Source organism: Nostoc piscinale CENA21, from assembly GCF_001298445.1.
GTDB classification, from domain to species: Bacteria; Cyanobacteriota; Cyanobacteriia; order Cyanobacteriales; family Nostocaceae; genus Nostoc_B; species Nostoc_B piscinale_A.
Genome location: NZ_CP012036.1, coordinates 5,231,958 through 5,254,380, shown reverse-complemented (window position 1 = coordinate 5,254,380; position 22,423 = coordinate 5,231,958). Strand labels below are relative to the sequence as shown.

Here is a 22,423-nt window from a genome sequence, read left to right as displayed (position 1 = left end):
AGCGATCGCATCTGGAAGTGGATCACCATGAAAGCGGTCATTAATTATAGTCGAAGTCAGATCAGCAAAAGTAGGCTCCTGCGATACTATTTTTATAATGTAAATCACATCACATAAACTTATGGAGCCAGACTCTTTACCAACCGAGGTGATACTGACGCACCCGCGTCAGTCCCTCGGTAAAGTGCAACTTGACTGGACACCCCAACCAGGAAACTATCTTGATTTTCAAGGTAAAACCTACGCTGTTCTAGAACGTCGCCATAGATATCAATTTAAATCGGGGCGTTATCGACTGCATAATATAGCAATCTACGTCCAATCTGCTCAAAGACCAGCAGAAAAAAGTTTACTAAATGGACGTTGGGTGGTTGGTGATGCTACTTGTGTTTATAACGCTCATTCTGAAATTGTCCGCTGTGCAGTCAACCCCCAAGGCCCTTGTCAAGACTGCCGCTACTATGAAAAAGTATGAAGTATGAATTATGAAGTATGAAAAATTTCAGATTTCAGACTTCACACTTCAGACTTCAGAATTTCCCCCACTGTTAACCGCGTACCATTAACAAAATCCCATCCCGACTGGGGACGTTTACCCGCTAACTGAACTTCCCGTAATAATAATAAACCTGCTCCAGTTTGGGCGATCGCACCTATTCCCTTGGCAATGCTTACTATTTCTCCAGGAATACCAGACATATCAGATAAATCAGGTAATTTTTGGCGTATTGTTGCTAATTCTGGTGGTATTTCCTCAGCGTCAGCAGAACCAAGGGGAAGGGTAGCTGTAATTTTCAGAGTCTGGTTACGAAAAGTTGTCCAACAATTAGGGTAGAAACCCCGAATTTGATTGTGTAATTGGATCGCACTCTTTGACCAATCTAACTGGTAATCTTGCTTTTGAATCAAAGGTGCGTAAGTAGCTTCTGCGTTATTTTGCGGAATTGGTTGAATCTCTTGACGTTTCAGTTTTAACAGAGTTTCTATTAACAAATCTCCACCCATTGTTGCTAATCTAACAGCTAAATTGTCAGCATTATCTAACAATTCAATTGGTGTGGTTGCTTTAAGCAGCATATCCCCAGTATCCATCCCCGCATCCATTAACATTGTCGTAATTCCTGTTTCTGGTTCACCATTACAGAGGCACCACTGAATCGGAGCCGCACCGCGATACTTCGGTAAAATTGACCCATGTACATTAATGCAGCCTAACTTGGGCATATTTAAGATTTTTTTGGATAAAATCTGCCCATAAGCTACCACTACAAACGCTTCTGCTTCTGTTTGTTGCAATTTAGCTAAAGTTTCACTATCTTTTTTAACTCGCTCTGGTTGCCACACTGGCAAATTATGCTGGAGAGCCAGAGTTTTTACAGGTGAAGGAGTAAGTTTGTTTCCCCGTTCTCGACGTTTATCTGGTTGAGTAACCACTGCCAAAATTTCAAATTCTGGATGATTCAGTAATTTTTCGAGAGTAGGAATAGCGAATTCCGGAGTACCAAAAAATACAACTTTCATTAATCAATAATCAATAGTTAAGCATCAATAGGTAATATTTACTTAGTTATTTATTATTATCCTCCTTACTCACTATTTTCTACACACAAGTTGGCGAAATTGAGTTTTATTGATAAACTAAAAATAATTTACCCCAATATGTTGATAAATTGATACCAGCTTGACACTTTATCAGTCGGCTGATTCCGCTAGAGACCATAAACAAGCTTTGCGAGGTTTGCCAAAACAAAGCTGTTGAGCAGTTTTTTTGCCAAAATGCAGTTATTAAGTTTAGCTGCTTTTTTGCAATTGTTACAGTTAGATATTAATTTACTCCTAGGGGTGGATACTAACTCGATTTTTCGAGTATTATATGTTGTGCGTCAACTTTCCCAGCTTTTAAAGTAACGCCTCACTCAGTTTCATCGTTACAGGGGTCTGCACTGTTGTAGCAGGGATAAATAGGGGAGCCTCCTGCGGCTTGGCAGTTGCTAAAGTCTATCCCAACAGTTCAGTTTTTCGCTCTACCTTTAGGTTGCAAATGCCTTGTAGCCAACATAATGCGCCGGATGCTGTTAAATCAAGCACCATTTTTTTGGTGTGTTTAATTGCTGGTTAAAGGCGTGAAAATTGGGTTTATGCAGTAATTATGTTGTTCATCTGCATTAACTTTGTGCTGGCAAAAATGTCGCCAATCAATAGTAGTTATTAAGCAAAAAGGTGCAGGCAATGATAATAAATTTTTGTGACAAGGTGCAAGTTTAAAAAAAAATATTTCTCACAATTACTAGTTAAAACTGTGAGTTTATTGTTATACCTGTAGTCATCACTTTTCTTCCTACTACATAAGCATCGATTGCTCCTCACACAGCACCCGCACTTCTAGAGAGTCAACAAATGCTCAAACCCCTCTTGCTGTCAGGATGGTTCCGTGTGCAACCATTTCTCAATTCTGTTGTTCTAGTGATGCTGATTGCGCCTTTATTTGCAGCATCAGGTCACTCTACCTCTGCTAAACAATCCAAAGTAGTAGCTAAAATTACTCCTGAAGTGGGAGAATCGGAAGCTGTACCTCAAGAAACAGCTAATGAACCTGATTTAGCAGCAATGTTTCAAGATGCTCCGAATAACTCCACCAACGGAGAATCGATTTCAGTATCACAGAATCTAGTTGGAGTGGGGAAACAGCCAGTTTTACCAGCACAAAAAATCGAATCTTTAGTAGTAGCAGATTATGCAATCGGCAATGGCTCTCAGACAAGTGGTGTTGATCCTTTCGCAGCAGTAGAACTGGCTCCTGCTCCCAATATTTCTAGCCATAACCCCAAGTTAGCAGCAAAAGGCCAGGCGGCTGAAATTGAAGCGTTAATGCAAAAAAATAATTTAGCATCCGCTAAAAATTCTCTTGTTGGTTCATCGAAATTAAATCGCATTCCAGGGGTTGAAGCAATTCCCGAAGCACCAGAACTGGAATCTCCAGATGATGTACCCGCAATGGAAGTACCTAGTGAGGAGCAAGCAGAACAGGTAGATCCTATTGGTAGTCCCCATCCTATTCCTTGGAAATGGATTGTGGCGACTCAAGAAGCGATTGGCTCGAAGGGTAATTCTGGGGTGCGTTATTACCGGAGTCTACCTGTGGTGTCTCCCGATGGTAAGTATGCTGTTTATAGCCGGGTGCAGATGGAAATTCAACCGGAAATGTATAACAGCCGCGTGAGTAGTACCATGTTTGTTGAAGACAGAGAAACCAAGAAATTGCGGGTGATGGCTTCAACTTCCAAGATAAAAGATCCGTTATTACATAATCAAGTTGCACCTCCAGAGCAGATGCCAGAAAACGGCCAAATCGGGGTATTGGTTCCGGTTAGTTGGTCAGAAAAAAGCGATCGCTTTTTAGCACGCAAATTTGAGGGTGTATTCAATACTGGGGATGCTACAGATCGTGCAGTGATTTGGGATCGACAAAAAAATCATACCAACACCGTTGCACCCGCACGTCAAGACGATGAACATGAAAAAATTGCTGTATTGCTAGGCTGGAGTAAAAACCAACCAGATCATGTGCTGTTCCGGGAAGGTGAAATGGGTGAAGAAGACTGGCCTTTAGTACAAGTTGCTACTGATGGTAAAACAGTCAATACAACCGAGACTGATCAGCCTGTGACTTTCGGTGAACACAAAGAAGTATGGTCAGGGCCACAAGTGGCTACTCGCTAATTGCTAAATCTAAATATTGATTAAAAATTATATTTCTTCCCGTTATTACTAGAGCTAATAACGGGAAATTTTTTTGATAGGCGATCGCTTGATTTATTAATATAGCGGTAGTCAGATATTTTCTACCAATGTGAAAGCTTAAATACCAGAAATAGTAAGACTTTTCCTCCTGCCTCTTGCCTTCAGGTGTAGAGTTATTAATGTGATTATCTGCTGAATTAAATCTTTACATTTTGAAACTCTGCATTTTTTTCCCGCCATTCAGTAATCGCAATTGTTGGGAAAGTTGCAAAGATTTTACCCACGGTTGCTCTGAAAGTTGAGAAATGGCATTTGCAGATAATGTAGCTGTGAAGGTATCTTTGTCTGGAGTTACATCATTAACACCGACACTTTGTAAAACTGCGATCGCTGCATCTGTAATTTGTTCTGTATGAATAAATACAGTTAAACTCGGTGTGGTTGAGTCTTGAACATCATTAAGTGCCATTGCCAATGCCGCACCTAGCTTCTGATAGTTCATAAGTGTTTCCTGAGTAAAAGGGTAGGCAGTTGCAAACTGTCCTAAGATTAACCTATCAAATTTTTAGTTTTTGATTACCTACCCTGATACAGACGTAATACACAAATCTATACGTCTTATTGTATAGCAGTAGTCAGATATGTAAGGACAATTTGAAAGCTTGAATGCAGCAATAGTCAGAATTTTCCTCCTGCCTCCTGCCTTCTGCTACAGATTCTCAGTATTAATTAACCCGTAACCCCATTTATTATCAAAGGTTCCAGCTGGTTTGCCAGGAATTGAGCTATTTTGGCGGAATAACTCTTTGATGGTGTTGGGATCTAAATTGCGATCGCGCTGTAATAATAACGCTACTAACCCAGTAACAAAAGGTGTGGCCATACTAGTACCAGCCATCGCCAAAAATTTAGAATTAACCGTCATCGAACGGTCAGAATTCGCATTAGAAGAAAGTGCAGCCACAATCATCGCCCCTGGTGCAGCAACATCCGGTTTTTGGGCATCATTACGTAATGGCCCTTCACTACTGAAATCAGAAATACTGTTCAGTTCTAAACCCACTTCGCGTACTTGGTTATCAATATCGGTATACTTCACTTTGGTAGTGTAAGCCGCAACTGTCACGGCAGTGCTGGCAGCTCCTGGTGAACCAATTTTTACAGCATCTTTGACACTAGTACCTGTAAAGAATACGGAAGAAGTATCATCTAGTGTCCATACATCTAGGCGAGTATCCTGAGAAGATGTGTTGCGGACTCGTAACTGCCAAATACCGCCCATGACTGGCGAGGGGCCGTTACCCCGAATCTGCACAAAGAAATTATGGTCGCCGTTGGCTTGATCTGGGCCTGGCGTGACAATTTGTACTCGTGCGTCAGGCAATTGATGATCTACGGACGGGTTGCCGTTAGTAATAATTTTTTGGAAAGGAGTGACAAAGCCGTTAGGACTGCGTAAGGAAACTTCCAATTCGCTGTCTTTGGCATACCAAGCATTTAACCAAACAATGCCTACTTGATTTAGCGGCACATTAAAGCGCATTCCTTTCATGCGGCCGCAGGGAATATTTGCTTGACCATGAATATTGTCGTTACCTTCGTTCCCAGCTGCACAACAAACAATTTTGCCAGGGCCAGTTTCTGAGTCAATTATTTTAGAAAGGGAGTCAGTACCATCATGGGCATCAGCATGTCCACCCAAGCTGAGATTTACAACTGCGGGTCTGCCTAGTTCAGCCGCTACTCGAAATACGTAACGAACAGCATCAGCAATGTGGGCATCTTGGAGGTCAGATTTGATAATAATTAATTCTGCGTCTGGTGCGACACCACCATAAGTAGCATCAGCACCAGACGCGATACCTGCGACGTGTGTACCATGACCGTCAGTATCTTGAGAAACAGATAGTAGGGCATCGGTTAATTCCGCACCATAAGCGCCTTCTTTGACTCCTGGCCCTGGTATGGTTTGATCCCATAACCGTAAAATTCGCCCAGCAAAGGCAGGATGTTTGGCATCAATACCACTGTCAACTACACCAATAATTACGCCTTTGCCAGTTAGTCCAGTTTTATTTTTAAATTCTGGTAACTTTACTGCTTGCGGTGCAACATCCATTCGTAGCTTGAGTTTGCGTGATGGTTTAATTCGCTGGATGGCAGGTTCTTCAGATAAAGCATCTAAACTATCAATGGGCAGGAAAGCAGTACGCACATGGCCGGAATTTTGATTAACTTCTATGCCATATTGTGCCAAATGGCTTAAATCTGCATCATCATCACAGTAGATAAAAACTAGACTCTTGGTCGGTTTGACAATACTTTTGGGTGCCATAATACCAAGCGATCGCTTGTGTGTCATCAAAGCTGGCAAACCCTCGTGTTGATAATCTTCAAATGCCAACAGCAACCCAGGAGAAAGTTTTTCGTGTCTCATTTTGGCTTCAACCTCTATTCAATTCAGTAATAAAATTCACCATATACTAGTGAATAAATAGCTTGAGAATGTGTGAATAACTCATAAATCTTAAGGCTAAAATTTTTCTTTCTCGCTGATTTTTATGAATTATTTGTTTCCTGATTTGAGTTGTTGTAACTGCTGAAATACTCTGATGTTAAGAAAAATCCTAGAGATGATTATCTGGTTTCATCAGTGAACAGCATCTAAATTAGCTGTTTTGCAGCAATTCTTTTCATTCATACATCACCTAATATCGTGATTACGGAAAAATTTATAATTTTAATCTTTTTATTGAATTTTCTTTTGTTGCGGTCGATTGTTAGAGTCTAGGTTAAATTACAAAAAATCGTAAAATTTATCAAGAAATATCAAGAATCTTAAAGCTAATAAGTTGGGATAAATTTAGTAATTGAAGTCAAAATTTACTTCCATCAATCACGCCTGTAGATAGTCATTTTTTGGTCATATTTGTTGGTAAGACTAAAAACAAACCCACCAAAGATAACAGCCTTGAAGATTCATCAAGATTTTGGGGAGGCAAAATGGCTTCAGGTAAACGGCAACATGCTATTGGTATATTTAGCGATCGCCAAATTCTACTACAAGCGATCGACGAGTTAAGAAATACTGGCTTTTCGATGAATAAAATTTCTGTCATTACTCGCAAGCCTGAACTGGAGGATCATCATACACCGCAAAATCATCTGACTCAATCTGAAGGTGCAACTATAGGTGCATTAGCAAGTGCCAGAACAGCAGGTTTATTGACATTGGTTGCAGGTTTTGGGATTTTACTCATTCCTGGGTTTGGCCCAGCTTTAGCTGTCGAGTCTGCTTTAGCAACACTTTTAGGCAGTGGTGCTAGTGCAGCCGCAGGTGGAATTATTGGTGCGCTCCGGGGTTGGTTTTTGCCGGAAGAAGCAGCGCAACTTTATCATGAGCAAGTATACCAAGGCAATTATTTGGTCACAATAGAAAGCACAGAAGCAGATATTCGTCATGCTGCACCAATTCTGCAACGTTGGGGTATTCAGGAGTGGCGTGTGGTTGATGTGCCAGAGAATTGAAAAAGTTTAAGTAGCGCGAGCCAAGTATGAAAGAGTAACTAGCATGTTTACTCAGCACTCAGTACTTTCTTGTTAATCTGTAAAGTAGAGAGTTTTTGAGTATCAGGAGTAGCCATGTACGTGCTAGTGGGTGGAGCAGGATTAGTAGGGCTTTCTTTGGCTCAAAAATTAGTAGAACTAGGACATACGGTTGCTGTCATTGATATTGACCCGAATGCTTGCCGTTATGCCCGTGAACAAGTAGGGGCAATGGCGTTTGAAGGTAGTGCTGTCAGTACAGAAGTGTTGTTAGAAGCAGGAATTCGCAAAGCAGATGCCTTAGTAGCAGTCTTGAGAAGTGATGCTTTGAACTTGGCGATGGTGACTTTAGCGAAACATTATGGTGTACCGCATATTTTGAGTCGGCTACGTCATGGTGATTTTGCAGAACCGCTACGTTTAGCAGGAGCGAATCATGTTATCAGCACCGTTGAACTATCAGTTTCCACAATGGTAAATGCCATTGAATATCCCCAAGTAGAATCAATGATGCACTTTGAGCAGGGACAGATTGAAGTGTTAAAACTGGCGATTCCCAATAATTGCTATGTAGTGAATCGCAGCGTGGCTGAAATTGCTCAAGATGCTCGATTTCCGACTGGCTCTTTGATTATTGGCTATCAACCTCATCCCCACGAAGATTTGATGATTCCGAATGGTAGTACAGTCCTTGAAGCAGGTTCGACTGTGTTGATTGTAACTAAGCCAGGTTCTTTACATCAAGTCATCGATTTTATCGAAGGTTGCCAGTAATTTTCATGAAATTTTATTTACAGATTATTTTAGCGATCGCAGTGATTTTCCTATCTGCTTGTCAAGCATCCGAAAATTCCCTAAATTCACAACCTAAACCAAACCCAACTAATCAAACATACAAAATAGTGAATTTAGAACCGAATTTTAAAATAGCAATGGGTCAAACTATTTATGTTCCCATCTATTCCGAAATTTATCATCACAATCGCCAAGAAATTTTTAATTTAGCAGCTACACTCAGTATTCGGAATACAGATTTGGATAATCCTATAATTATTACTTCTGTGCGCTATTATGATTCCACTGGCAAATTAATCGAGCAATATTTAGAAAAACCAATTCAACTAAATGCCCTGGCTTCTACAGAATTTTTTGTGAATCGCAATGATAGCCGAGGCGGTGTCGGGGCAAATTTTATTGTCGAGTGGGTATCATCAAAAAAAAACATCTGAGCCGATAGTTGAAGCAGTGATGATTGGTACAGACTTTCAGCAAGGTATTTCCTTTATTAGTCCTGGGAAAGTTATCAAAAATAAAAAGTGATGAGTGCTGAGTGCTGAGAGGTTGTTGTAAAAGTGGTTTGTTGTGTTTATCGGCACTTACAGATCCCCCTAAATCCCTTTTTCAGGGGGTTGGGGGGATCTAAAATGTTTGGCTACCAACAATAAGACTTTTAAAACATCCTCTGAGTAAACATTTTTTCCCTGCCCCCTGCCTCCTACCCTATTTAATCATCATCAAGTTGCAGCAATTGTTCATCAATAGATTGTATCCGCACCTGCACAATTTCTTCCGAAAGAATGCGCTTGCGTAGTGCTTCACTCAGAACGCCTTTTTCTGCTAATAATAAACGACGACGAATTGCATCCAATTTGCTTAAATCATTATTTTTGCTATCTGAATTATCAACACGGCGATTGTACAAATCTCTCAAAGATTTTTCCGCACCAGCCACTCTGACTTGATAAGCCGATCGCATTTCCTCGTAAACTGATTTTGGTAATACCCCTGTTTTCAACAAACTGTCCAATTCATCCTGGGCGGCTTTCCCTGTCATCAGTTGGGCTTGTAATTCTTCAACTTGCTGCTGAGTTGCAGAGAATTTCGATAATTTTAAGCGTTTGACTAGCCAAGGCAAGCTTAAACCTTGTCCGACTAACGACACCAGCACACTGCCAAAAACTAAAGCTATTAAAACATCTCTACCCGGTAAACCAATAGGTAAACTCAAAGCCAAAGCCATTGAGAGTGAGCCTTTGATGTTGCCTAAAAAAAGTAAATGTTGCCAACGCAGAGGAATCGGGCGGTCAAACCAACGAACCGTTGCCAGTAGTGGATACACTGTTAATATTCGCCCAGCTTGATAAGCTAAAACAGCCAGTAAAACGGCAGGTAAGGTTTTCCAAAATGTGGCTAAGTTGATTTCTAAACCAATCAACAGAAAAATAAACGTATTCACCGTAAAACTGGCATATTCCCAGAAACTCAATAAAGTGATGCGACTGGAAGCCGAAGTATTGCGCGAAAGTCCCAGATTCCCGAAAATTAAGCCAGCGACAACCACCGCCACTGCACCTGACACGCCGAGAAACTGCCCGACTTGAAAAGTACCTAATGCAATTGCAACCGTTAGTAACAGACTACTCAGAGGATCATCTAAACGAGCGAATACAGGTATGCTCAAATAGCCTAATACTAAACCAACAACGCAACCACCTAAAGAAATAAATAGCAGTTGTTGGATTCCTTCTAATAACGTGATTGAGCCTGTGGAATATACTTGCGAAATCAGGTTGAATGAAACTAACGCCGCCGCATCGTTGAATAAAGTTTCGCCTTCAACAATTGTAGACAGTCGAGAAGGTACGGGTATTTCCTTAAACACCGCAATCATCGAAACGGTGTCTGTGTTTGCCAAAATCACACCGACAAGTAAAGCTGGTATCCAAGCTAATCCCAGCCCTAGTTTTAACACTACAGCAATAATTCCACTAGAAATGACAGCCCCAGGTAAAGCTAACAGGGCAATTGGTTTAAAAGTGCTGCGTAAACGACTAACATCTGTATTGATCCCCGCTTCAAAAATCAGAATTGGCAAAAACAAATTCAAAACCAAAGCAGGGTCTAAACCAATGCGGTAGGATAATAATTCAGTTATCGGCAAACCCGCCAGCACCAAACCCGTGACATAAGGAACGCGCAATCGACGGGATACTAAAGCTACACCAGTGGCAACTAGTAAGAGAATAATGGAAATTTTAACTAATTCAGTAACATTCACTGTGAATACGAAAAATTTATTTAAATGTCATAGAGAAAAGTTGCAAAAAGATAATACCACTGTCAACTAACTTTAGATATTAAATTGAATCATCTGATCTACAGCAATCTAAAAAAAATTTCAAATCTAAAATTAACAATTAAAATCTTTGGTATTTTTCCATCATAGGTGAGAGTCATAAATGGAGAAATATTTGTCACAATCTCTCCTGAAAGTAGAAATAATTACTTATGCAGATTCAAACACCAGACTGGGTTAAGCACGCTGTCTTCTACCAAATTTTTCCAGACCGCTTTGCCAGAAGCAAACAGCCGCGTAAACGATTGTTACACGAAGCCCGTTGGGAAGACTGGGAAGCAATGCCGACACTCCAAGGTTATAAAGGCGGTGATTTGTGGGGCATTATGGAGGAATTAGACTATATCCAAGGTTTAGGAATTAACGCGATTTATTTCACGCCGATTTTTCAATCTGCGAGTAATCACCGTTACCACACCCATGATTATTATCAAGTTGATCCTTTGTTGGGAGGAAATGAAGCCTTTAAAGAATTGCTAGAGGCTGCCCATCAACGGAATATAAAAGTGGTTTTGGATGGGGTGTTTAATCATTCCAGTCGTGGGTTTTTCTTTTTTCACGATGTTTTAGAAAATGGCCCTTATTCGCCTTGGGTAAATTGGTTTAAAGTTCACGGCTGGCCACTGTCTCCTTATAATGGTGAGTTTCCGGCTAATTATGAGGGTTGGGCAGATAATCGGGCTTTGCCAGTGTTTAACCATGACAACCCAGAAGTTAGGGAATATATTATGGAGATTGCCGAATATTGGATTAAATTTGGCATTGATGGCTGGCGGTTGGATGTGCCGTTTGAAATTAAAACTCCTGGTTTTTGGCAAGAATTTCGAGAGCGAGTCAAAGCCATTAACCCCGAAGCTTATATTGTGGGGGAAGTGTGGGGAGACTCCAGTCAGTGGTTAGATGGAACGCAATTTGACGGCGTGATGAATTATTTATTTGCTGGGCCGACAATTGCTTTTACCGCAGGCGATCGCGTAGTCTTAGAACAAGTCCAAAGCCGCGATTATCAACCTTATCCACCTTTATTTGCGGCGGAATACGCCACTAAAATCCAAGAACTATTGCAACTATATCCTTGGGAAATTCAGCTAACGCAACTCAACTTACTTGCTAGTCACGATACCGCACGTTTAATGAGCATTGCTGGTGGCGATAAAGCCAGTATAGAGTTATCAACTTTACTGTTACTCACCTTTCCTGGTGCGCCCAGTATATATTATGGTGATGAAGTGGGTTTACCGGGTGCGATCGATCCCGACTCTCGACGCGGCTTTCCTTTAGAAGCGAATTGGGATCAAGAAATTCTGCAAACTCATCGCCAATTAATAGAAATTCGCCATACTTACCCAGCTTTGCGTACAGGCGACTATCAAGTTCTCTACGCCCAAGGAACACTATACATTTTTGCCCGCACATTAGACACAGAAGAATTAATCATTGCAGTGAACACTGGTACAGCATCAGTCAAAGCCAGCATAGATATTGCTAGTTTGCAAACTCAACCCAGCAAGCTGCTATTTGGCTATGCAGAATTTGAGTGGAATAACACAGGAGAAACAAAACAACTTTGTCTCACAGTTTCTCCCCGCCAAGGTTGCATTTTGGCTTAAATATAACGTGAATTTGACAGACCTCTCCCTCCCAGCTTCCCCTAATACCAATTCACAATGACGCTCGCGGACTCGCTACCGCTGCGCTAACGCAATTCGCAATTCGCAATTAAAAAACTTAGATACAGCAAAGCTTTTAGGGTTTACATCTGTATCAAATTTTTCGTGAAATGGTATAACTCCCCTTTTTAAGGGGGGAATTTTCTTCAAGTCCCCCTTCTGAAGGGGAGCCACTGCGTTGCGGGGGTTCCCCCCGTTGAAGCAAGTGGCGTGGATTTAGGGGGATCAGATAACTTGTGTGTACACGGTAGCCTGCGGTCTACACTGCAAATTAGGTGCTGAATAGCTTATATGTTTACCTAGTCCGTAACAACTGCACAAAGGTATTACTCACCGTATTGTCTTTAGTATCCGCCGCGTATTGAATCAACTTCTCCCGCAGTTCCTTGGCTGCATCTAACGGTAACAAGGTGGCTAACAAGAAATACACGCCACGAAAACGGGGGTCGCCCATTCTATCAACTAACAGTACTTCCGCTTCATCGCTGTTGCCCAGGAAGTTCTGCACTAAGAAAAAGTCCATGATTTTATCGTGGCGGAAATACCATTCTTGCTTGGCTTCCCCTTTTTCATCTTGCCATTGACGGCTGACGACCATTTTGTATTTCTCGTCTTCTAAAGATTTCACAACTTGGAAAAATTCATCAGCGGGTAAGGCTTGTTTGTCTTGCATTCGCATTTCATAGACGGCGGCGGCGAATTTCTTCAAAGGAAATTCTTGATTCCATTCTTTGAGGTATTCTGCTGCCATCAAATTATATTGCTGTTCTTGCAGGCGGAATAAGTTGGGATGTTTGCCTTGGGATAACATCAACGCCACTACAGTTAAATCCATTGGGTTGGAGAGAATGCGGCGGGCGGCGTTTAATTCTTCTTGGGGTTGCTGGGTGGTGAGGACTTCTTTTAAGTAATCGATGCAGGCTATCTCATAATCTTGACCTTGGACTGTGGCATCTTTGGGCAGTCGCGGCTGACGGGAAAGGAGAAACTCTTGAATTTGGCTTTGTTCCAGGGGTTGCAAGTAATAGGTTTTGGCGGTGGAGGGTGGTGTCCACTCTAGGGGCTGAGTAGTCATAATAATGTTGCCCCGGAAGTAGCTTTCCACAAACTGGCAGATTTTGGCGCGTGTTTCGGCGGTGACTTCGTTGAGTCCATCAATGCAGATGTCAATTGCACCACTGTAAATCAGGTTTTTCAGGAAGTCCGCATCTTGGGCTTGGCCGTGTAGCTTGTCTTGAATGGCTTCAATTACACCCTTATGGCATTTTTGGGCGGGGAGATAAACAACAATGCGCTGGGAGTTTGTCAGCAGATGGCGGAGAAACATCGACTTGCCCAAGCCGGAATCACCTTGTAAGATAACTTGTCCGTGAATTTTGGGGAGGGCGGCGGTAACTGGGAAGATGTCGCCTGAAGGAACCTTGACTTGCGACTGGGGGAAGTATGATTGGTCATGAAAATTATCTAACCCAGCATCGGCGAGGAGGGAAGGCTTGAAGGGTTCAAATAATTTGCGGCGGAAAAAGGGAACCCAGGTGAGGAGAAAGCCGACGTAGCCCACGCCTAAGATGCGGCGTACCCAAGGGTTCCAGAAGAAGATGGCTTGGACTTGGGGGAATTTGGGGTAGGCGAAGATGAGGGCAAGCCAAAAGGCGGCGTGAGTGAGGATGGTGATTCTGGCGTTGAAAAACCACTGCCAACCTTTGAGGTTAACTATGACTGATTGCAGTGAGTCAGCTTCGCTATAGTTGGCGTTTTTGAGGTTGTGGTAGTGCGTTTCTAAAATTCCAATATCTTGCGGTTGCCAAGAGACTTTTCTGGCGACTGCGGCGATTTGCTTGGCTAAGTCTTCTCGTAATCTTGTTAAATCTTGGCTGGGTTCCCAAGCTTGGGCGAAAATTGTGAGAGTTTTTACCCCTTGCTCGTAGCTTAATGACGCAGGAATTTTTTTAGGAAACCCCAGCCATGTGAGCAAGGTTTTGACTTCATCTGTACCACCACTTAGGAAATAAGTTAAAAACCGCCACTTTTCAAATTCCGATTGACCTGCGTAATAGACGCTATCCAGAATTACAACAATATTATTCAGGTTGAGTTGTTCTATCTTTCCCAATCCCACTGCTACATCGTAACGAACATAACTGTTAACGGATTGATCCTTGAGGAAGTCGAGGATGTCTTTGACGTAGGGTTTGGCAGCATCGCCCAGATTTCCCAATGCCAATGCTGCACCGTAACGAAAAAAACTGTCAACGGATTGATCCTTAAGGAAGTCGAGGATATCTTTGACGTAGGGTTTGGCAGCATCGCCCAGATTTCCCAATGCCTCTGCTGCACCGGAACGAACATTACTGTTAACGGATTTATCCTTGAGGATGTCAGCGATATCTTTGATATAGGGTTTGGCAGCATCGCCCAGATTTCCCAATCCCAATGCTGCACCTCTACGAACCCATGAGTCAACGGATTTATCCTTGAGGATGTCAGCGATATCTTTGACGTAGGGTTTGGCAGCATCGCCCAGATTTCCCAATCCCACTGCTGCATCGTAACGAACATCACTGTTAACGGATTTATCCTTGAGGATATCAGCGATGTYTTTGGACGTAGGGTTTGGCAGCATTGCCCAGATTTCCCAATGCCAATGCTGCACCGGAACGAACATCACTGTCAACGGATTTATCCTTGAGGATATCAGCGATATCTTTGACGTAGGGTTTGGCAGCATCGCCCAGATTTCCCAATCCCACTGCTGCACCGGAACGAACACTACTGTCAACGGAATTATCCTTGAGGAATTCGAGGATGTCTTTGACGTAGGGTTTGGCAGCATCGCCCAGATTTCCCAATCCCACTGCTGCACCAGAACGAACATAACTGTTAACGGATTTATCCTTGAGGATATCAGCGATGTTTTTGACGTAGGGTTGGGCAGCATCGCCCAGATTTCCCAATCCCACTGCTGCACCGGAACGAACATAACTGTTAACGGATTTATCCTTGAGGAGTTTGGCAGCTTTTTGTGTAATGTCCCGTGGTTTGTCAACTGTCAATCTTAAATCTTTGAGGTCATATTTAACTAATTGGTCTAAAGCATATCTTTTAACTTGGTCATGTCCATCATCAAGGGTGGCTACTATGCCGTTAATCTGCCATGCTTCCGGCTTGGGTTTGGGCTTTTCTTTCGCACTTACCCAAGGCAGGGAGAGGCAGAGAGTTAACAGTAAGGTGAAGCAGAAAAGGAAAAACAGCGAAAGCTTCTGAGCGTGGCGGGGTGTAGTGAGCATAATTTGGGGCAAGGCAGCAGATTACACGCGGCTATCGGTATAATATCAGCCTTGCAATATGTAATTCCTGATTGAAACACTTTAATACTTACTCATGATGATTAAAAGTTCATTAAAGAAGCTCTGAGGCTCATTGGCAAAGCTCAGAGGTTCATTGCTAATGTTCAGAGGTTCATTGGCAAAGCTCAGAAGTTCATTCGCTAACCTCGGAGGTTCATCGCCAATGCTTTGAGGTTCATTTGCTAATCTCAAAGGTTCATCGCTAATGTTCAGAGGTTCATTTGCTAATCTCAAAGGTTCATCGCTAATGTTCAGAGGGTCATCCACTAACCTCGGAAGTTCATTCACTACAATCTACATCTCGTTTTCCAAATTCAGAGGCTGTTTTAAAAGCCCATTTGTTGATAACCAAACATTTCGATCCCCCTAAATCCCCCTTTAAAAGGGGGACTTTGAGAAACTCTTAGCCCCCCTTTTGAAGGGGGGTTGGGGGGATCAGAGAGTTTGAAAACAGTACCTAGCTGTTCAAACAAGGGACTTTGAATCCTATTCCCCCTTTTTCAGCCGCCGTGTATATACAAGTTATTCGATCCCCCTAAATCCCCCTTAAAAAGGGGGACTTTGAATCTTATTCCCCCCTTTTTAAGGGGGGCTAGGGGGGATCAAACCCTGTATCTGCTCACACACGCTCTCAAAGTGATTTAAAACTTGACTATTTGTAAACCTAATAATTTTTAAACAATACCCTTCTAAAATTCTTGTTCTTTCTCTGTCATAGTCTTGACCTTCATCTGTAAAATGGCTATCCCCATCAATTTCAATTACTACTTGCAAATTAGGACAGTAGAAGTCAACTATAAAATGATGAATTGGTCGTTGCCTTAAAACCCGAAATTGGAAAGCCCTTAAATAATCACACCACAGCTTTTTTTCTGCTGGAGTCATGTTTTTGCGAAGTTCTTTTGCTCTTTCTACAAGCTTTGTATTGTAAGGTAAATGGAAATCGCTACTGTTAAGGTTGTTCGTCATCTTTCAGACAGTTTATATCTTTCAACTCCTTGAAAATGTGTGAAATGAAATTAAAGTCATCATTTTGATTCCCCTTAAAAGCTACGGTGTACACACAAGACTTATCAAGTTGTTTACTAGCATTTAGATCCCCCTTAGCCCCCCTTTTTAAGGGGGGATCTAAAATGTTTGGCTACATCTCTAAAGACTTTTAAAAAATCCTTTAAGAATCAGATGCAGGTTTAGCAGGTTTACTTTTAATAGCTTTAAACTTTTCGCCCATCTGTTCAGCAATGGTTTTTAACCCTGGAGTTTTCTTAGCCGCAGTCTTGACGTAATCATAAACCGTTAAACTGCTGCTCATGGCTTCGCTACCAACTGCCATTAAGGTATCATCTACTTGTTCTGTGAGTTGTCGCAGTCCAATTAACAGTTCGGTAAGGTTGGTAGCTAATTGATAATCCCTAACAAATTCATCTAAATCAAAGCTGGCTGGTAAAATATCGCGGTTTGACTGGGCAGCAATTAGGCTAGTGTTGACAAAAGATAGTCTTTTATCGCCCATTTTAAATAAGCTACGTCGTTCTTCGGTACTCAGGGTTACAAGAAAAGGCAACTTTGCTTGAATGGTTGCAAAGGCGGCTTTAATTTCTTGGATATCTTCTGGGGAAAGGGAGGCGGTGATGTTTTGGTAAGCCATTTTATCTTTACCGTAGGGAATTTTTGTTATGATTCCCACTGGTACATGCAATCAATCAAAAAACATAGCAATACTCTAAGTAGGTCGTCGTGAATATTTATCGTCAGGATAAGGCAGGAGGCAGGAGGCAGAAGGCAGGAGTAAAGAGGCTTTTAGCTTAGTTAATCTTTCGTAACATAGTTAGGTTTTTTCCCATCGACTTACTTATAACAAAATAGTTGAAGTATGAAACGAAGAAACTTTGATAGCAAGCTAAGAAGGGTATAGCAATGCTGTACCCTTCTTGGTTTAAAAGTTGTATTTCAAAAGTTTTTGTATTACGGCAACATTAATACTTTTGTAAAAGTGCTGACAATGAATTTTCCTTGCGAATATCCATCAAGTCTGCGAGTGATTCTTTACCTTTACCGAGGCGGTATTGTTGTGCTGATGGTAGAACTTCAACCAAGGTTTTGCTTTTGACTTTGAGTGGTTGCAAAGGTGCAAATACTGGTAAATTCCGGGATGTTTGCGAAATTGGTTTTAAAGCCTTGGGACGGCTAGAGGTAGATTTAGGAAGTTTCTGTGCTTGGCTTGGGTTAAACAAGCGAAAAATTAGATAGCAACCACTACCACAACTGAGCGCGATCGCCATTACCATCCACAAAGGTAGAGGATTGCTATGTTCCATCGTAATTGGCTCTTCTACAATCACTGGGATGGGTTCTGATTCTGCTTGTTTTGTATGATCCACATGACTGAGGCTATAAAATGCCACAGCAGCCGTACCCACAAACATTGTAAAAACTCCACATAACAACACCAGTGGATGCTGTGTGAGTAAAGCCATCAGCATGTTTGAGCGACCGTTGGAACCCAATTTAGTCTTAGGTAATTCTAGATTGGGTTCTATCAGTTGGGTTGGCTCATGGTTGAAATTTTGACGATTTTCCATGATCACTTTGAGATGTATACCCGTTCAGACCCATGATTATACTTAAGGTGTAAGTTATCAAGTATCCATAGCCAGATTTTGGCATAAACTAGCTCTTGTCTTCGTCGTTAGCCACTAAATCTCATCTTTTCTTTAAAAAAGAACAAATGACTAATGACGAACTGATTCACTCAGCACTTGCAGGCGAATGTCTTTCTAAAGCTAGTTGTACTAATCTATCTACCAATTCGGGAAAAGCTACGCCGCTATGCGACCAAAGTTGAGGATACATACTAGTAGCAGTAAAACCCGGTAAGGTATTAATTTCGTTGATTAAGATTTCCCCAGTCGCTTCTACATAGAAAAAATCTACTCTGGATAACCCTGCTGCATCAACCGCCGCAAAAGCTTGTAATGCCATATCTTGAATTTTACGGCTGATATCATCTGGAAGTGATGCCGGAATGACTAAGTCGGCTCTACCTTCGGTGTATTTAGTTTCGTAGTCATAAAAGTCGCTATCAAAGGTGATTTCGCCAATAACTGAAGCTTGGGGTTGGTCGTTACCTAATACAGCACATTCTACTTCTCTGGCGACTACTCCGGCTTCTACAATGATGCGGCGGTCATAACTAGCAGCTTGGTCTAGTGCAGTTTCTAATTCTGAGCGCGATCGCACTTTGGCAATACCTACTGATGAACCCAAGTTAGCAGGTTTGACAAAGCAAGGATAGCCCAATGTGGCTTCTATTTCATCGCAGAGTTTAGGGAAAACGCAAGGATTTGACCAAATTTGCGCTCTGGTTAATGCTTTATATTTAACTTGGGGTAAGCCGGCTTGCTCAAATGCCATTTTCATCGCAATCTTATCCATCCCCAGTGCTGAACCTAGCACCCCAGAACCCACAAAGGGGACTTGCATCAATGTCAGCAAACCTTGAATTGTACCGTCTTCCCCGTTGGGGCCGTGGAGAATGGGAAACCACACATCCACTTCTGCAACTTGGGAAGGAAATTGCCAACGTTCTAGGGTTTGGGTTTGAGAGTTTGGGGAATTTTCCGATTCTAGTAAAGCCTTACCAGAACCTAATACTTGTTGTGGCGCGTCCCCAGCTAACCAACGTCCATCTTTTTGAATGTAGAAAGGCAGGATTTCGTACTTATTAGCATTTTGTTCTGCATTTAAGGCTTTAGCGATCGCTCTTGCTGAACTAATCGACACTTCATGTTCGCCAGAACGTCCGCCAAATAACAATCCCACCTTGAGCTTAGTCATGTTCTGTACCTCTACACTCCTATCGCAGATAGCGTATCACACCCTGTCGAAGTTGCTATATTTTCCTTTGACTAATAAATTTTCTGCCACTATGGATGAGCTAAAATCACCCCATATTTAGGTATGTTTGTTTTACAACCCCAAACAGCCGCATAAAAGGCCGTGATCAGACTTTTACAAATACTGTTAAGATTTTTGAATGTTACAAAAGCGACATACCTTGGAAAAAAAACTCGGTTGGTCTTTGGATGAGCGAGATCCACAGTTCATCAAATCGATGATGCCTTTATTGGGCTTTTTCTATCGTTACTATTTTCGCGTGCAAACAAGCGGGTGGCATCACATCTCACCACAGCAAAAAGTCCTGTTTGTCGGTTCTCATAACGGCGGACTCTCAGCCCCGGATATGCTGATGATGATGTACGACTGGTTCCAACGTTTTGGTGTAGAACAACCAGTATATGGTTTAATGCACCCCAGAGTTTGGGAAGTTGCACCACCTTTAGCGCAACTAGCTGCCAAAATGGGAGCAATTATGGCTCATCCTAAAATGGCATACTCAGCTTTGCGTTCTGGTGCAAGTGTGCTGGTTTATCCCGGCGGTGCAGAGGATGTATTTCGACCCCATTATTTAAGAAATAAAATTTATTTTGCTGGCAGACAAGGATTTATTAAACTGGCACTGCGGGAAAATGTACCGATTGTACCAGTGATTTCTACGGGAGCGCATGACACCTTAATTGTGTTGGCGGATATCTACAAAATTGTCAACCAATTTCATGAATGGGGAATGCCTTGGTTATTGAATATTGATCCGGTGGTGTTTCCTATTTACTTGGGTTGGCCTTGGGGGTTAGCAATTGGCCCACTGCCGAATATTCCCTTCCCAGTATCTATTCATACACAAATTTGTCCACCAATTATCTTTGAACGTTATGGTAGGGAAGCAGCAAGCGATCGCAATTACGTTGATGAATGCTACGAATTAGTAGTGAGTAAAATGCAGTATCAATTAGATCAGCTAGTCTTGCTCACCGAAAAACCTTGATTCCCTGTACCACAAATAAACTTCTAACTAAAATTAATGCCCCATTTCTTAAGCAGTATTGGGATCAATTTCTGAATGATACCAATTACAAGAGGCAGCAGTGGTGCAGAAACAGTTAGCAAGAATTGACGAAAAGTCTGAACATCAAAAGGCCAAACTGGAAATTTGTCAGTTAAAGAGTAAAAAGCTCGTAGATTCTTAATTTTTTCCGTACCCTGTTTTAGAGCTTCGGCATCACCAGTCAGACTGGCATGAATCTGGCCATAATCAGCTTGAAACTGCCTGGCAATGTCATGCAGAAGTTCTTCTTTTGCTTTCTTCATACCTCTGTGAGCAGCTACTAAAGGGCCGAAGAAACAGACAATAGATAATAAAATATCTAATGGAACAACTAAGTGAACAAACCATAAATTTTGTCCAGTGCCTCGCGTGATAAACTGGTACTCAATAAAACCAACCATCAGACCTAAAACGGCAGCTAAATATGCAGTTTTAATTGCATAATCACTCAGAGAACGAAGTCCACCACAACGGTCAGGATGTAGAGGGTTAACGTTAAATTGTTTTTTGGCTAATGCTCTTTTGAGAATACTGTGTAGTATCCAGATATTCGTAATCAGATTAATCACTAAAATACTACCTAAATAAACCAAGCACAAGGTAGAGATACTAACAATTAAAATTGGTAGAGGATGTGAACTTGTCCAACTATTTTGTAATTTGAAGCGTGTACCAAAAACAAAAAAACTAAAAATAATCCCACTACTAAGAGCTAAAAAAAACCGCCATTTAGGTTTATAAGCATTGAACGAAATTTGATTAATTGCTTGAATTTCTGATTCGTCAATTTCTAAAACATCAGATTCTTCGAGTTCAGAAATTACAGCATCTATAGCCTGAAAACTCCATAAATAATAGCCTAGAACAACTGGGTTAATGAATAATAACCATATCCAAGGAAATATATCTTGTAGTAGTCCTATTTGACCCTTTGGTAACCACAATGTATTGCTGATCCAAGCAGTAATTAAATAAATGCTACTACCAATCAAAATGCCTAATAGCCCAAACACCAAGGGAGAAAGTTGAAATTTCTCTAGTAATAAATATGCAAAAGGATCAAAACGATAAAGATTGCGTTTTCGCAATGATTTGATAATTGTCATTTTTGGTTAAAATTTTTATGTGTATCCCAGCAGAGATTGTAATATAAAAAACTCAGCTTTTTCTAGTAGAAATCTACTGGGTCACTTTTGACTTGTCTAAGTTTTTCTTAATTACGGCGTTTAGCATGACGTTCGTAATCTTCAAAACGCAATTTAGCGATCGCACTCCGCGAAATAGTTCTTGCTACAATACCCTCGGCTCTACCCTTCGCACCTGCATCTAAGGCTACATTGGTTTTTGGTAGAATTTCTAAAAGAAATTCGTGGGTTTCTTTGATGCTAGTTGGTAAAACTGGAACTTTTGCTAGTCGCGGCGTGAGTTCAAGTCTGTAATCTTTCGCTGTTTGGTTCAGTTGTGCTTCATCTAAAAACAATTGCTCCCCATTGTCTCGCCACGCAGAAAGTTGCTTGGTAGACTTGGCAAATAATGTTTCAATCTCTGTCAGAACAGCGATATCAAATAGCCGCCAGCCAACTCTTTGTTCGGCGGTATATTGTTTACTCGCAGAGGTAATCTTACCACCGTACAATTCCAGATAAACCACAGTGATATAATCCTGAGATGGCGGTAAAGAATCAGCCACATCTTTGAGTGAGTTGACTATTCCCAGTGCAGGATTACCAATCAAGTCACCTTTGGCAAATAAAAGCTCTTCTCGACTGCCTAAAACAAAGTTCCCATCAGGGAGCAAAATTATCCGCGAGTTTGTGCCATCGACTTTTTCCGTCAAAATTACCTCACCATCAAAAATGACGGTTTCTTCCAACAATACGCCTTTGTCTCCCAGTGTGTGATAAGTCGGAATGCTGGGATATTTAGTCATCGAGTTGAGTTTATCTAAGTCACAACTCCGTAATGAAAAATCGTCACTCATACAATACTTGTAGTTTTAAAATACAATTGTAGTATATTGATTGGGCGATCGCACTTG

At 41.6% G+C, this 22,423-nt stretch carries 17 protein-coding genes and 2 pseudogenes; 7 read left to right on the top strand and 12 right to left on the bottom strand.

What is annotated here, in order from left to right; all coding sequences use genetic code 11:
• Positions 1-121: 121 nt before the first annotated feature.
• Entirely contained in the window at positions 122-475 is a 354-nt protein-coding gene (locus ACX27_RS22505) for a DUF6464 family protein (protein ID WP_062295685.1), read from the top strand.
• Between the two features lie 41 nt (positions 476-516).
• Here the strand turns inward: ACX27_RS22505 and fmt are convergent, their stop codons facing one another.
• Positions 517-1,521, bottom strand: a complete 1,005-nt coding sequence (gene fmt, locus ACX27_RS22500; RefSeq protein WP_062295684.1) for a methionyl-tRNA formyltransferase — start codon at positions 1,519-1,521, stop codon at positions 517-519.
• An 876-nt stretch (positions 1,522-2,397) separates the two neighbouring features.
• On the opposite strand from fmt, the gene ACX27_RS22495 reads away from it, so the two are divergent.
• Positions 2,398-3,720, top strand: a complete 1,323-nt coding sequence (locus ACX27_RS22495) for a hypothetical protein (protein ID WP_062295682.1) — start codon at positions 2,398-2,400, stop codon at positions 3,718-3,720.
• A gap of 226 nt (positions 3,721-3,946) precedes the next feature.
• Here the strand turns inward: ACX27_RS22495 and ACX27_RS22490 are convergent, their stop codons facing one another.
• A complete protein-coding gene (locus tag ACX27_RS22490) occupies positions 3,947-4,243 on the bottom strand; it encodes a hypothetical protein (RefSeq protein WP_062295681.1) in 297 nt (98 codons plus the stop codon).
• A 207-nt stretch (positions 4,244-4,450) separates the two neighbouring features.
• Positions 4,451-6,178: a S8 family peptidase gene (locus ACX27_RS22485; protein ID WP_062295679.1), complete on the bottom strand. Its 1,728-nt coding sequence runs from the start codon at positions 6,176-6,178 to the stop codon at positions 4,451-4,453.
• A gap of 566 nt (positions 6,179-6,744) precedes the next feature.
• On the opposite strand from ACX27_RS22485, the gene ACX27_RS22480 reads away from it, so the two are divergent.
• The 3 genes and pseudogenes from ACX27_RS22480 to ACX27_RS22470 all read left to right on the top strand — a co-directional run bounded on the left by ACX27_RS22480 (position 6,745) and on the right by ACX27_RS22470 (position 8,607).
• Complete coding sequence (locus tag ACX27_RS22480; RefSeq protein WP_062298507.1) at positions 6,745-7,269, top strand: hypothetical protein; 525 nt, start codon at positions 6,745-6,747, stop codon at positions 7,267-7,269.
• 114 nt (positions 7,270-7,383) lie between these two features.
• Positions 7,384-8,061, top strand: coding sequence for a potassium channel family protein (locus tag ACX27_RS22475; protein ID WP_062295678.1), 678 nt, complete (start codon positions 7,384-7,386; stop codon positions 8,059-8,061).
• A 5-nt stretch (positions 8,062-8,066) separates the two neighbouring features.
• Positions 8,067-8,607: pseudogene (locus tag ACX27_RS22470) on the top strand (DUF3124 domain-containing protein).
• Between the two features lie 184 nt (positions 8,608-8,791).
• Here the strand turns inward: ACX27_RS22470 and ACX27_RS22465 are convergent.
• Complete coding sequence (locus ACX27_RS22465) at positions 8,792-10,345, bottom strand: cation:proton antiporter (protein ID WP_062295677.1); 1,554 nt, start codon at positions 10,343-10,345, stop codon at positions 8,792-8,794.
• A gap of 230 nt (positions 10,346-10,575) precedes the next feature.
• Here ACX27_RS22465 and ACX27_RS22460 point away from each other — a divergent pair, with 230 nt between their 5' ends.
• On the top strand, positions 10,576-12,033 hold the full coding sequence (locus tag ACX27_RS22460; RefSeq protein WP_062295676.1) for a glycoside hydrolase family 13 protein: 1,458 nt from the start codon (positions 10,576-10,578) through the stop codon (positions 12,031-12,033).
• A 355-nt stretch (positions 12,034-12,388) separates the two neighbouring features.
• Here the strand turns inward: ACX27_RS22460 and ACX27_RS22455 are convergent.
• The 6 genes and pseudogenes from ACX27_RS22455 to ACX27_RS22430 all read right to left on the bottom strand — a co-directional run bounded on the left by ACX27_RS22455 (position 12,389) and on the right by ACX27_RS22430 (position 19,277).
• A pseudogene (locus tag ACX27_RS22455) lies at positions 12,389-15,380 on the bottom strand (HEAT repeat domain-containing protein).
• 81 nt (positions 15,381-15,461) lie between these two features.
• Positions 15,462-15,728 carry a hypothetical protein gene (locus tag ACX27_RS22450; protein ID WP_144427512.1) on the bottom strand — a complete coding sequence of 89 codons (267 nt, stop codon included), beginning with the start codon at positions 15,726-15,728 and terminating at the stop codon, positions 15,462-15,464.
• A gap of 294 nt (positions 15,729-16,022) precedes the next feature.
• Positions 16,023-16,409, bottom strand: a complete 387-nt coding sequence (locus tag ACX27_RS22445) for an endonuclease domain-containing protein (RefSeq protein ID WP_062295673.1) — start codon at positions 16,407-16,409, stop codon at positions 16,023-16,025.
• A 202-nt stretch (positions 16,410-16,611) separates the two neighbouring features.
• Complete coding sequence (locus ACX27_RS22440; RefSeq protein WP_062295672.1) at positions 16,612-17,088, bottom strand: hypothetical protein; 477 nt, start codon at positions 17,086-17,088, stop codon at positions 16,612-16,614.
• Between the two features lie 328 nt (positions 17,089-17,416).
• Positions 17,417-18,022 (bottom strand): hypothetical protein, encoded by a 606-nt coding sequence (locus ACX27_RS22435; RefSeq protein WP_062295671.1) that lies wholly within the window; start codon positions 18,020-18,022, stop codon positions 17,417-17,419.
• Between the two features lie 166 nt (positions 18,023-18,188).
• Positions 18,189-19,277 (bottom strand): D-alanine--D-alanine ligase family protein, encoded by a 1,089-nt coding sequence (locus ACX27_RS22430; RefSeq protein ID WP_062295669.1) that lies wholly within the window; start codon positions 19,275-19,277, stop codon positions 18,189-18,191.
• A gap of 199 nt (positions 19,278-19,476) precedes the next feature.
• On the opposite strand from ACX27_RS22430, the gene ACX27_RS22425 reads away from it, so the two are divergent.
• A complete protein-coding gene (locus ACX27_RS22425; RefSeq protein ID WP_062295667.1) occupies positions 19,477-20,325 on the top strand; it encodes a lysophospholipid acyltransferase family protein in 849 nt (282 codons plus the stop codon).
• Positions 20,326-20,348: 23 nt separating this feature from the next.
• On the opposite strand, the gene ACX27_RS22420 is transcribed toward ACX27_RS22425, so the two are convergent.
• Both ACX27_RS22420 and ACX27_RS22415 read right to left on the bottom strand, forming a co-directional pair.
• Entirely contained in the window at positions 20,349-21,491 is a 1,143-nt protein-coding gene (locus tag ACX27_RS22420; protein WP_062295665.1) for a hypothetical protein, read from the bottom strand.
• A gap of 107 nt (positions 21,492-21,598) precedes the next feature.
• Complete coding sequence (locus tag ACX27_RS22415) at positions 21,599-22,366, bottom strand: RNA ligase family protein (protein ID WP_062295663.1); 768 nt, start codon at positions 22,364-22,366, stop codon at positions 21,599-21,601.
• Positions 22,367-22,423 lie beyond the last annotated feature (57 nt).